General features: G+C 67.1%; 18 protein-coding genes and 1 tRNA gene. 9 read left to right on the top strand and 10 right to left on the bottom strand.

The genetic code is table 11. The features are described 5' to 3' along the window. Window positions 1-256: 256 nt before the first annotated feature. The 6 genes from ACLQ3C_RS05280 to ACLQ3C_RS05255 all read right to left on the bottom strand — a co-directional run bounded on the left by ACLQ3C_RS05280 (window position 257) and on the right by ACLQ3C_RS05255 (window position 4,031). A complete protein-coding gene (locus ACLQ3C_RS05280; protein ID WP_425703970.1) occupies window positions 257-637 on the bottom strand; it encodes a hypothetical protein in 381 nt (126 codons plus the stop codon). Between the two features lie 193 nt (window positions 638-830). Beyond that, on the bottom strand, window positions 831-1,370 hold the full coding sequence (locus ACLQ3C_RS05275) for a hypothetical protein (protein ID WP_425703969.1): 540 nt from the start codon (window positions 1,368-1,370) through the stop codon (window positions 831-833). A gap of 259 nt (window positions 1,371-1,629) precedes the next feature. Continuing rightward, window positions 1,630-1,702: transfer RNA gene (locus tag ACLQ3C_RS05270), tRNA-Ala, on the bottom strand. A 113-nt stretch (window positions 1,703-1,815) separates the two neighbouring features. Next, complete coding sequence (locus ACLQ3C_RS05265) at window positions 1,816-2,610, bottom strand: DsbA family protein (RefSeq protein WP_425703968.1); 795 nt, start codon at window positions 2,608-2,610, stop codon at window positions 1,816-1,818. Window positions 2,611-2,675: 65 nt separating this feature from the next. Further along, window positions 2,676-3,014 (bottom strand): histone-like nucleoid-structuring protein Lsr2, encoded by a 339-nt coding sequence (locus ACLQ3C_RS05260; RefSeq protein ID WP_425703967.1) that lies wholly within the window; start codon window positions 3,012-3,014, stop codon window positions 2,676-2,678. A 207-nt stretch (window positions 3,015-3,221) separates the two neighbouring features. Next, window positions 3,222-4,031, bottom strand: coding sequence for a hypothetical protein (locus ACLQ3C_RS05255; RefSeq protein ID WP_425703966.1), 810 nt, complete (start codon window positions 4,029-4,031; stop codon window positions 3,222-3,224). Between ACLQ3C_RS05255 and ACLQ3C_RS05250 the strand changes: the two genes are divergently transcribed. The 6 genes from ACLQ3C_RS05250 to ACLQ3C_RS05225 all read left to right on the top strand — a co-directional run bounded on the left by ACLQ3C_RS05250 (window position 4,018) and on the right by ACLQ3C_RS05225 (window position 9,666). Then, entirely contained in the window at window positions 4,018-4,917 is a 900-nt protein-coding gene (locus ACLQ3C_RS05250; RefSeq protein ID WP_425703965.1) for a rhodanese-related sulfurtransferase, read from the top strand. The two genes, ACLQ3C_RS05255 and ACLQ3C_RS05250, sit on opposite strands and share 14 nt — an antisense overlap. 10 nt (window positions 4,918-4,927) lie before the next feature. Then, a complete protein-coding gene (locus tag ACLQ3C_RS05245) occupies window positions 4,928-5,998 on the top strand; it encodes a CobW family GTP-binding protein (protein WP_425703964.1) in 1,071 nt (356 codons plus the stop codon). Between the two features lie 219 nt (window positions 5,999-6,217). Continuing rightward, entirely contained in the window at window positions 6,218-7,321 is a 1,104-nt protein-coding gene (locus ACLQ3C_RS05240) for an N-acetylmuramoyl-L-alanine amidase (RefSeq protein ID WP_425703963.1), read from the top strand. A gap of 32 nt (window positions 7,322-7,353) precedes the next feature. Beyond that, a complete protein-coding gene (locus tag ACLQ3C_RS05235; protein ID WP_425703962.1) occupies window positions 7,354-8,286 on the top strand; it encodes an SDR family oxidoreductase in 933 nt (310 codons plus the stop codon). Between the two features lie 4 nt (window positions 8,287-8,290). Beyond that, a complete protein-coding gene (locus tag ACLQ3C_RS05230) occupies window positions 8,291-9,058 on the top strand; it encodes a fructosamine kinase family protein (RefSeq protein WP_425703961.1) in 768 nt (255 codons plus the stop codon). Further along, a complete protein-coding gene (locus ACLQ3C_RS05225) occupies window positions 9,055-9,666 on the top strand; it encodes a nucleosidase (RefSeq protein WP_425703960.1) in 612 nt (203 codons plus the stop codon). The genes ACLQ3C_RS05230 and ACLQ3C_RS05225 overlap by 4 nt, the downstream gene beginning before the upstream one ends. A 15-nt stretch (window positions 9,667-9,681) precedes the next feature. Here ACLQ3C_RS05225 and ACLQ3C_RS05220 read toward each other — a convergent pair whose 3' ends face one another. Genes ACLQ3C_RS05220 through ACLQ3C_RS05205 form a run of 4 tightly spaced genes read right to left on the bottom strand, consistent with a single transcriptional unit; the run spans window position 9,682 to window position 14,285 of the window. Further along, window positions 9,682-10,776 (bottom strand): DUF6542 domain-containing protein, encoded by a 1,095-nt coding sequence (locus tag ACLQ3C_RS05220; protein WP_425703959.1) that lies wholly within the window; start codon window positions 10,774-10,776, stop codon window positions 9,682-9,684. A gap of 46 nt (window positions 10,777-10,822) precedes the next feature. Next, window positions 10,823-12,055: a DNA recombination protein RmuC gene (locus ACLQ3C_RS05215; protein WP_425703988.1), complete on the bottom strand. Its 1,233-nt coding sequence runs from the start codon at window positions 12,053-12,055 to the stop codon at window positions 10,823-10,825. Window positions 12,056-12,108: 53 nt separating this feature from the next. Next, window positions 12,109-12,702, bottom strand: coding sequence for a methylated-DNA--[protein]-cysteine S-methyltransferase (locus ACLQ3C_RS05210; protein WP_425703958.1), 594 nt, complete (start codon window positions 12,700-12,702; stop codon window positions 12,109-12,111). An 11-nt stretch (window positions 12,703-12,713) separates the two neighbouring features. Continuing rightward, window positions 12,714-14,285, bottom strand: a complete 1,572-nt coding sequence (locus ACLQ3C_RS05205; protein WP_425703957.1) for an Ada metal-binding domain-containing protein — start codon at window positions 14,283-14,285, stop codon at window positions 12,714-12,716. Between the two features lie 132 nt (window positions 14,286-14,417). On the opposite strand from ACLQ3C_RS05205, the gene ACLQ3C_RS05200 reads away from it, so the two are divergent. From ACLQ3C_RS05200 to ychF, 3 genes are read left to right on the top strand one after another with little or no spacing between them, the layout of a single operon-like run. Continuing rightward, entirely contained in the window at window positions 14,418-14,720 is a 303-nt protein-coding gene (locus tag ACLQ3C_RS05200) for a hypothetical protein (protein WP_425703956.1), read from the top strand. A gap of 57 nt (window positions 14,721-14,777) precedes the next feature. After that, complete coding sequence (locus ACLQ3C_RS05195) at window positions 14,778-15,983, top strand: AI-2E family transporter (RefSeq protein ID WP_425703955.1); 1,206 nt, start codon at window positions 14,778-14,780, stop codon at window positions 15,981-15,983. A gap of 56 nt (window positions 15,984-16,039) precedes the next feature. Beyond that, window positions 16,040-17,137 (top strand): redox-regulated ATPase YchF, encoded by a 1,098-nt coding sequence (ychF, locus tag ACLQ3C_RS05190; protein ID WP_425703954.1) that lies wholly within the window; start codon window positions 16,040-16,042, stop codon window positions 17,135-17,137. Window positions 17,138-17,246: the final 109 nt, after the last annotated feature.

The following is a 17,246-nucleotide window of genomic DNA, read 5'->3' as shown; positions in this document are numbered from 1 at the left end:
ATGAGGTGCCCGTACAGTTCGGCGGAAAGAGTGGTGGTGTCGTCGATCATGGATTCCCCCCTGGATGATCTTGCGATAGGTTCAGTGTAGCAGAAAATTTGTTCGATGCGTAGGGGTTTGTCGACTAATTAACAAGGGCAGCAATCACTTTCGCAACACCAGTGAACAGTTGTCACAAACCCCGGCAGCGCTCCGGGCTGCCGGTTCCCAATGCCGTACCGGCACGGTGGCCGATGGCACCGACCCGCGTTGTCCCTCAGCCGCTGCCCGCCGCGACATTCCATTCACCGACATCGCGCTGTCCGAAAGTGGTGTCGCCCAACGCAACGGCACTGCCGTCGGCTCGCAAGCCCAATGTGTGTCTCGACCCGGCGGCGACGGCGACGATCGCGCGCCAGGTCGACACCTCACATTGTCCGGCACCATTCCACCCGGCCGCGACGACGGCGCCGTCGCCGCGGAGGCCGGCGCTGTGGGAGCGTCCGGTGTTGGCGGCGGTGTGCACATCGCCTGCGGCGACCGCCACGATCTCGTCCCACCCGTCGACGTCGCACTCACCAGAGTGGTTGTCGCCCACCGCGATCACGAATCCATCGGACAGACATGCGAGCGCATTTCGAGCGCCTGCGGCGAGCATCGCCACCTACTGCCCCGGGGCGGCGGTGAATTGCTCGATGCCGACGGCGATCTCGTGATGCCCGGTTTCGAGCAACGGCGTCAACGATGTGCCGCTGCCCATGAGTCCTCTTCGAGTCGAGTCGGCTCCCGCAATCGTAGGAGCTACGACAAGGACAGGACGGTGATGCGACGTCGCCGAATTCTCCGGCGGCCTATCCCGGCAGCAGACTCGGCCACACTGCCGCGGCACCCGCGAAGGGACCGACGCGCCCGACGGCGAGGCCCAGTCGCAACCGTGGCGGTGGTGGCGACACCTGCTTGCCCGTGCGCGGATCGATCGTATAGCCGAGTTGATACAGGACGTCGGGTTCGTCGGCCCCGTTGTACGACGCGAACTCCCTGGGCAGCGGGCTGCCGACCAACGCGTACTTCGGCAGCCTGGGGTCACCGTCGCGAGGGGATGTGACACGCCGGAGCATCATCGCAACTGCGCCACCCGGCTGCGGATACATGCCGGTCCGTTCGTATATCTGCACGCCGAGACCGAAAGCCGCGCTGTACGTGATGTCGTCGAGCTGACTCACGTCGTGTACGGCGGCGGGGGCCGGGGGTGCCGCAGACGCGGTCGATGCGGTCCCGGTCGCGATCGATCCCGCGAGAGCGACCGCCAGGGTGGCCGCCGCCATTCGTCGCCTCGTCTTCGCCCGCGGTGAGCCGGCCACAGGCGAGTTCTTCACGGTCAGGTGCTTCATGTGCCACGTCCTAACGTCGATGCCATCGGAGTATCTTGTGACGCTAACTAACTAATAGCATCGGGGCCTGCAGACGTTACGACATCTGATCCATCCCCGTATCCGGACTCGAAAGCCGCGTGACATGCCTGGTCTATTTTGTGAAGAAACCACTCGAGATCAAATGGGGCTGTTGTCGGCGCGCTGTGGTGGGGTTCCACACTCAGGTGTTCGGCACGACGAAGGGCAGGCCAGAAAAATCTGCCTGCCCTTCGAGAAGTGGAGCTAAGGGGACTCGAACCCCTGACCCCCACACTGCCAGTGTGGTGCGCTACCAGCTGCGCCATAGCCCCGTATTCAGTTCTCGCGCCCTCCAAAGGGCACTGGCGAAGTTACACCATCGCGTGAACGGGTAACAAATCGCCTTGTCAGTGCCGTGCGCCCCTAACCGGCCCGCTCGCCGGCGTCATTGGGTTTGCTTGGTGAGGATTGCCGCCAGCCAGGCCGGTCCGTTGGTGATCCCGTCGACGGGTTCGCCGTTGAGGAGCACAGTCGGCGTGCCGACCGCGGTGGTATCCATCGCCTTTTCGAGCTGCGTTCGCGACTGCGCTGCGGCTTGCTTCGCCTCGGCCAGTTTTGCGCCGGTGGTGATGCACTGCTGGGTGGGTGGCGTGGCCCCCTGGGCGGCGGCGATCTGGGCCAATTGTGCGTTGGAGTGATCAGAGTCGCCGTTCTCCTTGGGCTGGTCGGCGAACAGTGCGGAATGGAAGCGGAAGAACAATGCGGGGTCCTTCGCGTCGCCGACACATTGCAGCGCCCCGGCGGCGCGCTCGGAGTAGTCGCCCGACGCCGATCGCGAGTTCAGGAAGGTGAGCATGTGATAGCGCACCCGCAGCTTGCCGGTATTGACCGCATCGACGATCGCCTGCCCGGACTGCTTCTCGAACTGCTGACACACCGGGCAGAGGAAGTCCTCGAACACGTCGATGGTGGTCGTGGCGGCCGGCTCGCCGACGATCAGGGCGGCGTTCTCGTTGAGGACGGTGTCGTTGACCGGGCCCAGATCCTTCTTATTGGCATTCCAGACGAAACCGAGGACCACCAGGGCGGCGACCACCACCACGGCGACACCGATGAGTACATAGGTGCCGGTACTCGACGTCGAGCGAGGCCGATGACCTGAGGTGCCGTCGGGATGCCGCGCCGACGCGGCCGAGGGCTTCGGGCGCGACGCGTTTGATGTCTTCCGCCGCTCAGTCACGCACTCGACTGTAGTGGGTGCGGTGGGCGGGTAGTCCCACGCCCGCAACCCGGCGCAGGCTCACGTCAGTGCGCGGCCTCGAATGCCTCGAGAACGTTGGCCGGGATGCGGCCTCGGCTGCTCACCTCGAACCCATTCCGCACAGCCCAGTTGCGGATGGCCTGCGTCTGCTCCTTGCTGCGGGCGCCGCCGATCGTCCGCTTGGCGGTGCGCTTACGTGCTGCCCCCACGGTGCGAGACACCTCCACGTACTTGGCGATCGCAGTCCGGAATTGCTGTGCGTGACGCGCCGAGGTATCGAACTCGTAATCCTTGCCGTCAATGGACCAGCGCACCGTCTCGTATTCGTCGAGAACGTTGCCGTCGACGTCGTCGATGATCTGCACAGACTGAACTTTTGCCATGAAACCCTCCGTTTACTCGCTGTCGCCACCGTGAATCCTCGCCTGCACGTTATCGAAATAGAGATTCGAACGGTGCCGGAACGGAAGCGTATTCGCATGATAACCGGGATTCAATAAGAAAAAGCTGAACGGTCCCGTTCTGAGCGCGGCCGGAGGTCCCACGCGACGAAAACCGCAGATGCGGTGCCGCGGAATGTGAAGGATTCCTCAGCTTGGGGTGGCGGGAGTCGTCGACGATTCATCCGTCTGGGACGCGGAGCCGGACTCGGTGCTGGTATCCATTCCCTCGAGGCCGAGCAGTGCGCGCGGGGCTCGCTCATTGGCGTAGATCTTGCGGTAACCCGTTGCGGTGACGGCGAATCCGGTCTTCGAGCTCGACTCGAGGCAATATGTTCCGTCCGGCGACACCAGGCAGGAGAATCGATCGATCGCGATGGTGGTGCCGAAATCGACGATTGCACTCCGGTACAGCACCGGGTACTCGTTCGCGCACGCGCCATGGGTGGGCCCATTGGAGCTCAAGGTGATCAGGTTACCCGCCCATTTGCAGCTCGCCGGTGCCGACGCCGGGCGGCTGCCGCGTGAATCGGCGTCGTTGATCCGGCAGGCGAGCGTGCCACGACCGTTGGTGCCGGTCGAACAGCTGAGGTTGCGGTCGGGGGTGGAGAAATGGAAACCAGAGCTTTCCTCCAGCGGGTCCGTCGGTCCGGTTGCGCCATCGTGATAGCTGGAATTGTCGGCGCGCGGTGCGAGCGAGATCACCCGCCCGAGGCTCCAGTCCGGCAATTCGGTGGCGGTATCGGTAATCGACGAACTCGTCGTCGGCACGGTCGTCGTCTCCGATTGCGTGGTCAATTGATCGGTCGGTGGGAGCACGATCGTCGAAGGGCCGTTGTCGGCGCCAAGCGAGCATGCGGTGACGCCTGCGCCGAGGAGGATGACCCCGATGGCGGCGAGCAGGATCGCTGCACGTCGCTGCCTGCGCGATCCGTACCCTTGCACTGTGTCGACCCCCAAGATCGTCCTGTTCTACGCGTTCACCGCGTTGCCCGATCCCGAAGCGATCCGGTTGTGGCAACAGGCCATCTGCGAGTCGCTCGGGCTGCGCGGCAGGATCATCCTGTCACGGCACGGCATCAACGCCACCGTAGGTGGCGACCTCGCCGCAGTGAAACGGTACGTCAGGGCAACGCGTGGCTACCCGCCGTTCGCAGATGTCGACGTCAAATGGTCTGCGGGCACCGGTGCGGACTTCCCGCGGTTGTCGGTGCGGGTGCGGCCGGAGATCGTCACGTTCGGGACGCCCGAAGAGCTCGAGGTGGACGATGCCGGAGTGATCGGTGGCGGCCGGCGGCTCGATCCCCACGACCTGCACCGGCTCGTCGACGAGCGGGGAGAGGACGTGGTGTTCTTCGACGGACGCAACCGCATCGAGTCGGCGATCGGCCGATTCGCCGGTGCGATCACCCCGGATGCCGAGACCACCCGTGACTTCGTGCCGCTGCTGGACAGCGGCGCCTACGACCACCTCAAGAACCGTCCCGTCGTCACCTACTGCACCGGCGGCGTGCGGTGCGAGGTGCTCACCGCGCTGATGCGCAACCGCGGATTCGAGGAGGTCTATCAACTCGACGGCGGCATCGCGCGATACGGCGAGGAGTTCGGCGACGACGGGTTGTGGGAGGGCTCGCTCTACGTCTTCGACAAGCGGATGACCGTCGAATTCAGTGACCGTGCGCGCGTGATCGCGACGTGCGCGCAATGTGGTGATCCCACCAGCAACGTCTCGAATCATCCGGATCGGCTCGACCGTGAGCTCACGGTGATCTGTGATCACTGCCTCACCGCGTCCGGCGCTGCACCGGAGTCGGGTGAGCGGTCGGCGTCGGTGCGGCCGCGGTGAGGGGGCAGCGGTGAGCAGGGCGGCTGTCCCGGTGATCCTCGTCGCCGGCTTCCTCGGATCGGGGAAGACGACGCTGCTCAACCATCTTCTGCGAGCGGGCGGCGAGGGTGGATCGGTCGGCGCACGAATCGGTGTGCTGGTCAACGACTTCGGCTCGGTGAACATCGACGCCATGCTGGTCGCGGGGCAGGCCGACGGAGCCGTCAGCCTCAGCAACGGATGCATGTGCTGCTCGGTCGACCGAGATGGACTCGACACGGCCCTCGACACCCTGCTGCGTCCGTCGGCGCGGATCGATGCGGTCGTGATCGAGGCCAGCGGGATCGCCGAGCCGAAATCGTTGATCCGCATGGTCGCCGGCTCCGACGATGCGCGACTGCGCTACGGCGGACTGATCTACGTCGTCGACGCCCCGATGTTCGCCTGGACACGTCGTGAACATCCGGAGATCGACGCGCACGTCGCGGTCGCAGATCTGTTGGTACTCAACAAGTCCGACCTGGTATCCGACGACGAGCTGGCCTCGGTCCGTGCGGATGTCGTGGCACTGAACCCAACCGCGCCACACATCGCGGTGACCGATGCACGGATCGATCCGGCAATCCTCTTCGATCCGGTGTCCCCGCCGGAACCCGCCGAACTCGGTGCACCCCGGCAGCTCACCCTGGACGCGCTGCTGTCGGAGAACGAGGAATCGTGCGATCATGCCGACGACGGTCATCGACATCTCCACGACGGCTTCGGCTCTGTCGAGTTCACCTCACCGGAGCCGATGGATCCGCGCCGGCTCGCCGGCTTCCTCGAACGTCCACCCACCGGCTGTTATCGCATCAAGGGCGTCGCCCATTTCGATCTGCCGGGTCATCGGCAACGTCACGTCGTCCACGGGGTCGGCGGGTTCGTCGAGGTGCGGCGCGAACCGTGGTCGGGGAGCGCGCGCGAGACGACCATCGTGGTGATCGGGGCCGGCATCGATCGCGTCGAGGTGCATCACGCACTGAGGGCTGCGGTCGCCGATGCGGCGACGGCAGCCGACGTGCACGGAATCCTGCACATCACGCGGCATCTTCCGGTGCGTTGAGCGGCCGATAGGCCCCGATTCGGCGCGCCTCGCCCCAGTGTCTCGGTCGAATGCCCGTCGAGTCACAGGTGGCTAACGAATACGCGTGCGGCCCGGCCCGCGATTTACGCACCTCGTGCGCGACTGTTTGACTGTGTGAAAGCTGTGGCTATTGTGGCCAGTGTTGCTGTCTGGACAAAGACGGCGATGCCAGAACCAACGACGCAGAGGATGCCGAACATGTCGATCGCCCGGAGACGAGGGTCGCGCACGCGACTCGCGGTCACGGCTGTGGCCGTCGCCCTGATGGCAGGGTCCGCGACGCTGACCGCCACCGCGGGGACCGCTCCCGCGACTGCTGCGCCGGCCGCGGGCACCAGCCTGGCAGGCAAGACGATCTTCCTTGATCCCGGACATCAGGGTGCCGCGGCCGGACACGACCTCGCCAAGCAGGTTCCTGACGGACGCGGGGGCAAGAAGGACTGCCAGACGACCGGTGCGACCGGCGTCAACGGGGTTCCCGAACACACCGTCAACTGGGATGTGACGCAGTTGGTGAAGGCCGGCCTGGAGAGCCAGGGGGCGCGCGTGGTGTTGAGCCGTCCCGACGACACGGGATGGGGCGGCTGCGTCGACGAGCGGGCCGCCGCCGCGAGCCGCTCCGGCGCGGCCGTCGCGGTCAGCCTGCATGCGGACTCCACGACGAACGGCGCCGATACGTCCAAAAAGGGATTCCACATGATCGTGCCGACGTTGCCGATCCCGGATGCGGCCGTCAACCAGGTGCAGAGCGGGCCCGGGCGTAAGGCGTCGACGATCATGCGGGACGCCTTCCTCAAGGCCGGCTTCCCGGCGGCCAACTACGCCGGCGTAGACAACGGCATCCAGACCCGTTCCGACATCGCCGGGGTGAACCTGACCAAGGTGCCGGCCGTCTTCATCGAGATGGGCAACCTGTCCAACCCGCAGGAGGCCGCGACGCTCGCCGCCCGCGACGGACAGCTCAAGTACTCGATGGCCATCACCGACGGCATCATCAACTACGTCAAAGGCGCTGCGGCCGGCCCGATTCCGAATGTGACGACGCCGTCGGCCCCCGGCGCCACGACACCGGGCACCACGACACCGGGCACCACGACCCCGGGCACCACGACCCCGCCCTCCGGTGACGACACCGAGCTGTCGGCGGTGCTGCCGTTCATCCAGCAGTTGCTCGGCACGAAAGATCCCGCGGCCATCATGCAACTGATGCTCACCCAGGGGCAGGATGCGTCGGCGCAGGTGCTCAACGCGATGCTGCAGGTCATCTACGGTCTGTTCGGTGGAAAGCTGCCGATCGGCTGAGCCCCGGGGGTCGGCGGTTTAGGGTCGGTGTCATGGCTTTACGAGACCTGATCTGGATGGACCCGCCGGTACCGACGCTTCGTGGCCGCAAGGTGTTGATCACCGGCGCCGCCAGCGGTATCGGGCTGGCCACGGCCACCGCGGCCGCGCGTGACGGTGCCGAGCTGGTCATGACCGATCTGCACGCGGACAAGCTTGACGCCGCGGTCGCGGAGATCGCGGGCGCCGGTGGCGAGGTGCTGTTCCACGCGGCCGGCGACGTATCCGACTACGAGTGGGTGCGAAGCTTCGCCCGCGAGGTCGACGCCGAGGTCGGCGTCATGGACGTGGTGATGAACGTCGCAGGCATCTCGGTGTGGGGCACGGTGGAGAACCTGGAACATCGGCACTGGCGCTCCATGGTCGACGTCAACCTGATGGGTCCCATCCACATCATCGAATGCTTTGTGCCGCAAATGGTTCGCCGGGGCCACGGTGGTCAGCTGGTGAACGTGTCGTCGGCGGCCGGCTTGCTGGCGATGCCGTGGCACTCGGCATACAGTGCGTCCAAATTCGGTATCCGGGGTGTTTCCGAAGTGCTGAGATTCGACCTGCGCCGCCATCGCATCGGGGTATCGCTGGTGTGCCCGGGAGCGGTCGCCACACCGCTGGTGAACACCGTCGATATAGTCGGCGTCGACCGCAACGATCCGCGGGTATCGAAGCAGATCGACAACTTCCACCGCGTCGCGGCATCCCCGGAGAAAGCTGCCGCCGCGATCATCAAGGGCGTCAAGAAGAATCGATTCCTGGTGTACACCTCTTTCGACATCCGATTCGGGTATTGGTGGGCACGAAAGTTCGCCCTGCCGTATGAGATCGTGATGCGGATCGCCAACGACCGTTTCGCAAAACTCGCCCGCATCAGTGCGACCGCCCAGGGCGACGCGTCCCTCACCGATACCGACGTCGCGCGGGGTCGATGAGCTGTTGAGTGACAACGTCTTTCGCAAGACTCGCCGAGACGCCGACCCGGATTTCTTCGCCGCCGAGGCCGCCGGGTTGCGCTGGCTGGCGCAAGCGGGGGCGCCCGTCGTCGAGGTGCTCGCCTGCTGGGACTCCGGCATCGAGTTGCACCGGTTGACCTCCACCGCACCGGACCGGGAGGCCGCCGGAGTATTCGGTGCGGCGCTGGCCCGGATGCACGACGCCGGCGCCGACGCGTTCGGGTCGCCGCCGACGGGCTACACCGGACGGCAGTTCATCGGTGAGCGACCGCTGAGTTCACGCACCCACGACCGCTGGGGCGAGTTCTACGCCGTCGAGCGCGTGCAACCGTATCTGGAGCCGGCACGCCGGGCCGGATTCCTGAACGCCGCCGACGAGGCGCTCACCCGGCAGGCGTGCGACGCCATCGCCGAGGGCGCCTTCGATGACGACGAGCCGCCGCGGCGCCTGCACGGAGATCTGTGGAGCGGCAACGTGATCTGGACACCCGACGGCGTGGTGATGATCGATCCCGCGGCACACGGCGGGCACCGCGAGACCGACCTCGCGATGCTCGCGCTCTTCGGATGTCCGCAGCTCGAGACCATTGTTTCCGCCTACGACGAGACCACCCCGCTGGCACCTGGATGGCGTGATCGCGTTCCGCTGCATCAACTGCATCCGCTCGCCGTGCACGCGGCCGGCCACGGACCGTCCTACGGTGCCGAGCTGGGCCGGGCAGCGCGGGCGACCCTCGCGTTGCTTCGGTGAGCACCGCTGCGGACAATCATGCGGTGAACGCCCACACTCCGCCCGATCCCGCTGTGCTCGTCGTATCCGCGACCCGCTCGGAGGCGCGGTACGTGCCGACCGGCACCCGACTGCTGATCACCGGCATCGGCAAGGTCGCGGCATCGGTCGCATTGACCCGGGAACTGGCCACGGGGCCCGCGGCCGACCGGATCATCAACATCGGCACCGTCGGTGCCCTGCACGACCACCATCTGCCGCTCGGACACGACGGTCTGTTCCTGCCCTCGGCGGTGTTCGAGCACGACCTCAGCAGCGCCGAACTGCGCGCCATGGGCTACGCCGTCACCGATCGGTGGGAGCTGCCCGACGGTGACGGCACCGTCCTGGCCACCGGTGACACCTTTGTCGCCGACCCGGCACGCCGCGCGGAACTGGCGGCGGTGGCCGACCTCGTCGACATGGAAGGTGCGGCCATCGCACATGTCGCCGCGCTCTTCGGCGTGCCGTGCCGGCTGGTGAAGGTCGTCACCGACGGCGCCGACGAGGACGCGATGGATTGGCCGTCACGGGTCGACGACGCCGCCCGGAAACTCGGCAACTGGTTGGACGGAGACAATACGCCCTGACCTGCGGCCGGCCGGTCAGCCGCGGTTGCGCGATCGCGTCGACCGGTAAGGTGCCGCGGCGTCGGAACCGTTGCGGTCCGGATCGGCGGCGCCCGCGCGAGCCCGTGACACCGGACGCTCGCCCGCGTCGGCGGGAATCCGCGTCGTCTCCTCGGGTGTCACCCGGGAAGATCGAGCGGCGGCCCGGGCCGCGTCGCCTGCGCGGCGCCGCGGAGGTGCGCCCACGGTTTCCGTGGCGACGCCGCGCGTGGCGTCACCGGCACGCGTGCGACGTGGCGGCGCGCTCACCGGGTCGCCGGTGGCCGTGCCCGCCGCTGCACCGACCACCGAAACGCTCTTGCGGGTGGCCTGCCGTTCGTCATCCCGCGACTTGCTCGGGATGTCGGAACTCTTCTGGCGGGTCGTGCGTGACGGCTTCTGGCCGGTGTCCCGCGCTGCCTTGGTGTCCCGAACTGCCTTGGTGTCCCGAACTGCCTTGGCCTCCCGCGCTGCCTTGCCGGTGCGCTCCGATGGTCGCGACTCCGATGGTCGCGACTTCGAGCGGGTCGACGTCGACCGGTTGCGTGGGGCCGGTTCGGCCTCGGACCGGGTGCGTGCGCCCGCGCTACGGCGTGCGGGCGCACGGTCGGTGGTGCGCTTGTCACTCTTCGGGCGGGTGAGCTTGGCGTTCCATCCTTCTGGGCGGGTCAACACCCAGCGCAGCAGCACGAGGACCAGGGTCACGACGAAGGCGACCACCATCCAGGGGAAGTTGGCGGCGATCGGCAGCAGGACCTTGAGAACCAGCGAGCGCAACCCCGACGAACTGCCGGCGTTGAGGCTGTACAGGGCGAGGACGCCGACACAGAATGCGATGAGTGGCGGTTGCGCGGCAGCGGTGAACAGGGCGCGCCGGCGGACGGCGAGCGCGGCGAGACAGCATCCGACCAGCAGGCAGAAATTGAAGACCGCGCCGAGGCTGCCGTTGCTCTTGGCGTCGATGATGGCGCCGACCGCGGTCAGCGCCGTCGCGATGATGACGGCGCCCCACCAGGGGACCCCACGGACGGTCGGCAGCACCGACTGCTGGTCCAGGGGCACCGCGGACGAGCTTCGTTGCGGAAAGTGCACATGTCGACGGTACCGGGTGACGCACGATTTCCCGCCAACCGACGGGTCATGTTGGCCGATCGGCCGACCGGATCGGGGTGATGTGTCCGTTCTGTTCGATGTGTCCGTCGGGGTCTGCTGCCTCATGGGACACGGCGCCGCGGGGCCGGGCGCCGCGGACGGTGTCGTGGATCGGGCGCGGACTGGTCGGTTCGTCGAGATCGCCGAGTGCCTCGAGTGCCGCCAACCGCCGCGCGGTGACGCCCACCCGGGAATCGAGCGCTCCCACAGTGGAGTTGTAGGCATCCACCGCTCGACGCAATGAGGTGCCGACACGGTCGAGGTGGCCGAGCACCGACTCGAGCCGGTGGTGCAGTTCGACGCCGAGTTCGTGGATGACGGCGGCGTCGCGGGCCATCGCGTCGTGGCGCCAGCCCAGGGCGACGGTTCGCAGCAGTGACACCAGACTCGACGGTGTGGTGAGTACCACGTTTTTGGTGATGCCGAATTCGATGAGGGTGGGGTCGGCGCGGACCGCCCACTCGAGGACGGCGTCGGCGGGGACGAAGAGGACCACCATCTCGGGGGTGTTGTCGAACGCCGACCAGTAGGCCTTCGACGACAGCGATGCGATGTGGGTGCGCAGGGCACGGGCGTGGTCGGAGAGCAGGTCGCGACGCATTTGCGCGTCGTCGCATTCAGCGGCCTGCAGATAGGCCTGCAATGGCACCTTGGCGTCGACGACGATGTCACGGCCGCCGGCCAGGTGGACCACCATGTCGGGGCGCACGTCGCCGGCCACGTCCGAGTGCGCCGACACCTGGGTGCTGAAGTCGCAGTGACGTGACATCCCGGCGAGTTCCACGACCCGTTCGAGCTGCACCTCACCCCACCGCCCACGCAGGTGCGGCGTGTGCAGGGCGTTGGTGAGCGCCCGAGTCTGGTCGCCCAGCTGGGTGGACATCATCTGCATGCCACGCACCTGCTCGGAGAGCCCGGCGTAGGCGCTGGTCCGGTCGTGTTCGACCCGCCGCAACTCGTCGGCCATCTGCCCGACGAGCGACTGCAGCGGGTCGACGATATGGCTGAGCTGGGCCCCGATCGCGTTCGACTGCCGGCGCGCCGCATCCTCGGAGGCCGCCGCCAGTGAGCGTCCGACGAGATCCTGCGAGGAACGCAGCGCCGCGGACTCGGCACGTGCGGCGGCGACGGCTCCTGCCGACCGGCTCACGCAGGCGAGCCAGCCGAGGGCGACGCCACAGATGATGCCGATGGTGAATGCGATGACGATGCCGACCATGTCGGTGATGCTGCCTGCCGCCACCGACAGAACCGGAACAGTCGCGTCGCGGGTCACTCGTCGGCGGGCGGCGCCTCCCGGTCGATGAGTGCTCGCTTGATCGGCAGTCCGTAGCGGAAGCCGCCCAGGGCGCCGTCGCGACGCTGTACCCGATGGCACGGCACGAACAGCGCGGCGGCGTTGCGCGCGCACGACGATGCCGCCGCCCGGATCGCGGCCGGTTCACCGGCGCGCTCGGCAAGCTGGGAGTAGGTCACGGGGGCGCCGGCCGGAACATTGCGTAGCGCCGCCCACGACCTCTCGATGAACGGGCCACCGCGTTGACGGACGGTGATCGCGGCCGGGGCGTCGAATTCGCCGGCGTAGTAGGCCGCCACGGCGTCGGTGACGGCGACCAGGGTGGCGGTGCGCCGGAACTCGGCCGGGCTCAGCAGGCCGACCGGGCGCAGACCCCGGTTCACGAGCGCGACCAGATACTCGGGTGCATCGGTCCAGCCCGACGCGAGGACGACGGCGTCCTCGTCGGCGACCACGGTGAACGGCCCGTCGGGTGTCGACACCGTCGTCCAGAGGCCGATGCCGGTGGAAGTGGATGTGGGAACGGCGGTTTGGGCGTCGGCAGGGTCGGTGGTGATCGTTTCGGGCATGGGTACTCCTGTCAGAGGATGGTGCGGCAGAGCGTGGACCGGTCGGGTGAATTGCCGCCGGGTCCGGAATTGGCGGGGCCGAGGACGTCGGCGGTGGTTGTCGGTGGCAGCAGTCGATGACGCCACAGGTGCATCGAGGCGTAGGAACGCCAGGGCGCCCAATGTGCGGTGGCGGCGAGGTCGATCCCGAGATCGCGGGCGGCGTGCCGGACGACGAGGTCATGCCGAAGCAGGACGTCCGGGTCGCCGGTCACCTGCATCGTGACGTAGTCGGCGGTCCACGGGCCGACGCCGGGCAGGGCGAGCAATTGCGCATATAGGTCGGACGCAGCGACCCCCACGTGCGGTTCCACCGAATGCTCGGCAATTGCCGTCGCGGCCCCCACGATGGCCGCGATTCGCCTGCGCGGGCCGGTGAGGACGTCGTCGCCGTGTTCGGCTATTGCGGCGGCGGTCGGGAACTGCCGCCACGACCCGCCCCAACTGGTGGGCTCACCGAGCGCCCCGACGAGTCGTGTCACGTGGTGTCGCGCCGCCGCGACGCTGATCTGTTGGCCGATCATGGTGCGCAGGAGCGACTCGCCGCCGTCGAGACTGCCGGGGACGCGCAGGCCTGGTGCCGCGCCGATGATCCTCCCCAGAAATCGGTCGGCGCCAAGGGCTTCGGTGGCCGCGACGACGTCGGCATCGAGATCGAACAAGCGGCGCAGGCGGCTCACCGCTGCGCTCAGGTCACGCAGGTCCAGATGGTCGAGGCGCGCACGCAAGAATCCGCCGCCCGGGGTGACCTCGGCCAGCGCGGGGCCGTGCGGCAGACTGAGTACCCGTTGATACCTCCACTGGCAGTGCGTATCCGGGTGAAAGCTCTCGACACCCACGACCGCATGCGCGCCCAGATACCATCCGAACCACGTCGCATCAAAGGGCTCCCGGTAGGCCAGTCGCAGGGTGATTCCCGATGCCTGCCCGGGATTCGGCAGGGGATGTGCCGCCGACTCGACGTCACTTCGTGAATTCGTCCGGCGCAGCGAACGCAACGCACGCGGTGTCAGCCCGAAGACCTCCCGAATGGTGTCGTTGAACTGGCGAACGCTGGTGAAGCCGGCTGCAAACGCGATGTCGGACATGCGAAGTTCGGTGCACTGGATCAGGATTCGCGCATTGGTGGCGCGGTGTGCCCGCGCCAGGGCGAGAGGTCCGGCGCCGAGTTCGCCGGTGAGTACGCGGGTGAGGTGACGCGTGGAATACCCGAGCCCCGACGCCAGTCCGTCGACGCCGTCGCGCTCGATGACGCCGTCGACGATGAGCCGCATGGCGCGCGCCGAGAGATCCCGGCTCAGATTCCAGCGCGGTGATCCGGGTACCGCGTCGGGGAGACAGCGCCGACACGCCCGGAATCCGCCGGCCTGCGCCCCTGCGGCCGTCGTGACGAAGGCGACGTTCTCCGGTCGCGGTGTCTGTGCGGGGCAGGACGGTCGGCAATAGATACCGGTGGTGCGGACGGTGACGAAGAACTGGCCGTCGAAGCGGGCATCACGCGCTTGCAATGCGCGATAGCACCGGTCGAAGTCGAGGGTCGTCATGCGTCCACGATGACATCCTTCGCCGACGAGTTCTGGCGGGAATCGGCCATCGCGACGCGACGCCGACATCGTCGGACATCGTCGATTACCCAAAAGAGTGACGAAGGTAACACAACGTGCCACTATGTCAGCATGACCACACAGTTCAGGGGACCTCGACATCGTGGTCGGGGAGAGGAACTATCACTCGCGGACTTTCCCGAGTGGGCGCTCGACATCATGTACGGGCTGTACGGCCCGCAGACGGTCGACGCCGAACGTGAACGCCAATGCCGGACGCGTCCGGTCCGGACTCGGTATGACGTCGTGATCGACGGCGATGACCTCGACCGGCCGATCTCTCAGCTCGAGGCGGAGCTGATCGCCGCCGACGCTCTCGGGACGTTCCTTCTGCGCTTGCTTCGCCGACACCGGGACACGCCACGCCGGTATTGACGGCGCGCGCCGCGCCGAATCGGGCGCCCCGCAGGGGCGATATGTGAGGATCGTGGCGTGACCGATTCTGCCGATTCGCCACCACCGTCCGTCTCCGCTCCGACGCGTACGCAGGTGTTCCTCAGGGGGTTGCGGTCGACGTCGATCGTGGGACTCCAGTTCGTCCTCGTCGTCGCCGCGCTGTGGGTGGTGATGTGGGTCGTCGGCCGGTTCTGGGTGGCGCTGCTGCCGGTGCTGCTCGCGATCATCGTGTGCACGTTGCTGTGGCCGTCGGTGCGCTGGCTGCGCAGCCATCGTGTTCCGCCGGCGGGGGCGTCGCTGCTGATGATGCTCATCGCGGTCGGGTTGCTCGCCGGGGTGATCGGGCTGATCGTGCCGTCGATCGTCGACCAGTCACCTGAGCTGGCCGACCGGACGGTGCGGGGTGTCCACAAGCTCCAGGAGTGGGTGCAGGGTCCGCCGTTGAATCTGGGGGACGAGCAGATCGACGGACTCGTCTCGGCCATCACCAACAAGGTGCAGTCGAGCGCCAGCACCATTGCGGCCGGGGTGTTCAGCGGGATCGGCGCGGCGACATCGGTGCTGATCACCCTGTTCACCACACTCATCCTCGTCTTCTTCTTCCTCAAGGACGGGCCGAGATTCGTCCCGTGGCTGCAGCGCACGGTCGGACATCCGGCCGGCGGGCACGTCGCCGAGGTGTTGCAGCGGATGTGGAACTCGTTGGGCGGATTCATCCGGACGCAGGCCATCGTCAGCTTCGTCGACGCCAGCCTGATCGGCGCCGGCCTGTTCATCCTGCAGGTTCCGTTGGTCTGGGTGCTGATCGTGATCACCTTTCTCGGCGGCTTCATCCCGATCGTGGGTGCCTTCGTCGCCGGCGCGCTGGCCGTACTCATCGCGCTCGTGTCCAACGGTCTGACCTCTGCCCTCATCGTGCTCGCGATCATCATCGCCGTGCAGCAGCTCGAGGGAAATGTGTTGCAGCCGTGGCTGCAGTCGAAGTCGATGGATCTGCACGCCACGATCGTGTTGCTGGCGGTCACGGTGGGCGGCAGCCTGTTCGGCATCATCGGCGCGTTCCTCGCGGTGCCCGCGGCAGCGACCATCGCCGTCGTGCTCAGGTATATCAACGAGCAGATCGCCATCCGGGCGGGTGAGAAGCCGCCGCCGAAGGATGAGGCCACCGACGACGGCGGTCCCGGCGTGGGTGCGGCCGACGATCCCGGTGGCACCGGTGAGGCGGCCACCGGCACCGCCTGACCTCCGCGGCCGGTCACCCCCGCCGCGTCGATCACCGCCCGATAGACTGGGCGCCCGTGAGCCTCACCCTCGGTATCGTCGGATTACCCAACGTCGGCAAGTCCACCCTTTTCAATGCGCTGACACGCAGCGACGTGCTCGCCGCGAACTACCCCTTCGCCACGATCGAGCCCAATGTCGGTGTCGTCGAACTGCCTGACGAACGCCTCGGTCGGCTCGCGGAGATCTTCGGTAGTGAGCGCATCCTGCCGGCCACCGTGTCGTTCGTCGACATCGCCGGCATCGTCAAGGGCGCCTCGGAGGGCGAGGGCATGGGCAATCAGTTCCTGGCCAACATCCGCGAGGCCGACGCCATCTGTCAGGTGGTGCGTGTGTTCGCCGACGACGACGTCGTGCACGTCGACGGACGCGTCGACCCCCTCGCCGACATCGGCGTCATCGACACCGAGCTGATCCTCGCCGACCTGCAGACGCTGGAGAAGGCGATCCCGCGGTTGGAGAAGGAAGCCCGCAAGAACAAGGACACCGCCACGGTCCTGGCCGCCGCACAGAAGGCGCAGGAGATTCTCGATTCCGGGAAAACCCTCTTCTCGCAGAAGGATTCGTTCGATCTGTCATCAGTGCGGGAACTACACCTGATGACCGCCAAGCCGTTTCTCTACGTCTTCAATGCCGATGAGTCGGTGCTGACCGACGATGCGCGCAAGGCGGAACTCAAAGCGGCTGTGGCGCCGGCGGATTCGGTGTTCCTCGATGCCAAGGTGGAGAGCGAGCTCCTCGAACTCGACGAGGCCGACGCGCAGGAGTTGCTTGATTCGATCGGCCAGGAGGAGCCCGGACTGCGGTCGCTCGCGCGCGCCGGATTCCACACCCTCGGCCTGCAGACCTATCTCACTGCCGGCCCAAAGGAGTCGCGCGCGTGGACGATTCACAAGGGCGACACCGCGCCCAAGGCGGCCGGTGTGATCCACACGGACTTCGAGAAGGGCTTCATCAAGGCCGAGATCGTCTCCTTCGATGCCCTCGATGCCGCCGGCGCGATGGCCGCGGCCAAGGCAGCGGGCAAGGTCCGGATGGAGGGCAAGGACTACGTCATGGCCGACGGTGACGTCGTCGAGTTCCGCAGCGGAGTGCCATCTGGCAGTAAGAAGTAGATTGGCTTCTGAGGAACCAACCCCGGAGTCGATCAACCGGGCTAGAACTTCGGTCGTGACTACTGACTTCGGTCGTTCGTCACACGACGATCACGGTGCCCGTCGTGCC

It is taken from the genome of Gordonia sp. DT30 (assembly GCF_049844915.1).
Classification (GTDB): Bacteria; Actinomycetota; Actinomycetes; order Mycobacteriales; family Mycobacteriaceae; genus Gordonia.
The sequence above is the reverse complement of the archived record's forward strand: the minus strand, read 5'-3'. Positions and strand labels throughout refer to the sequence as shown.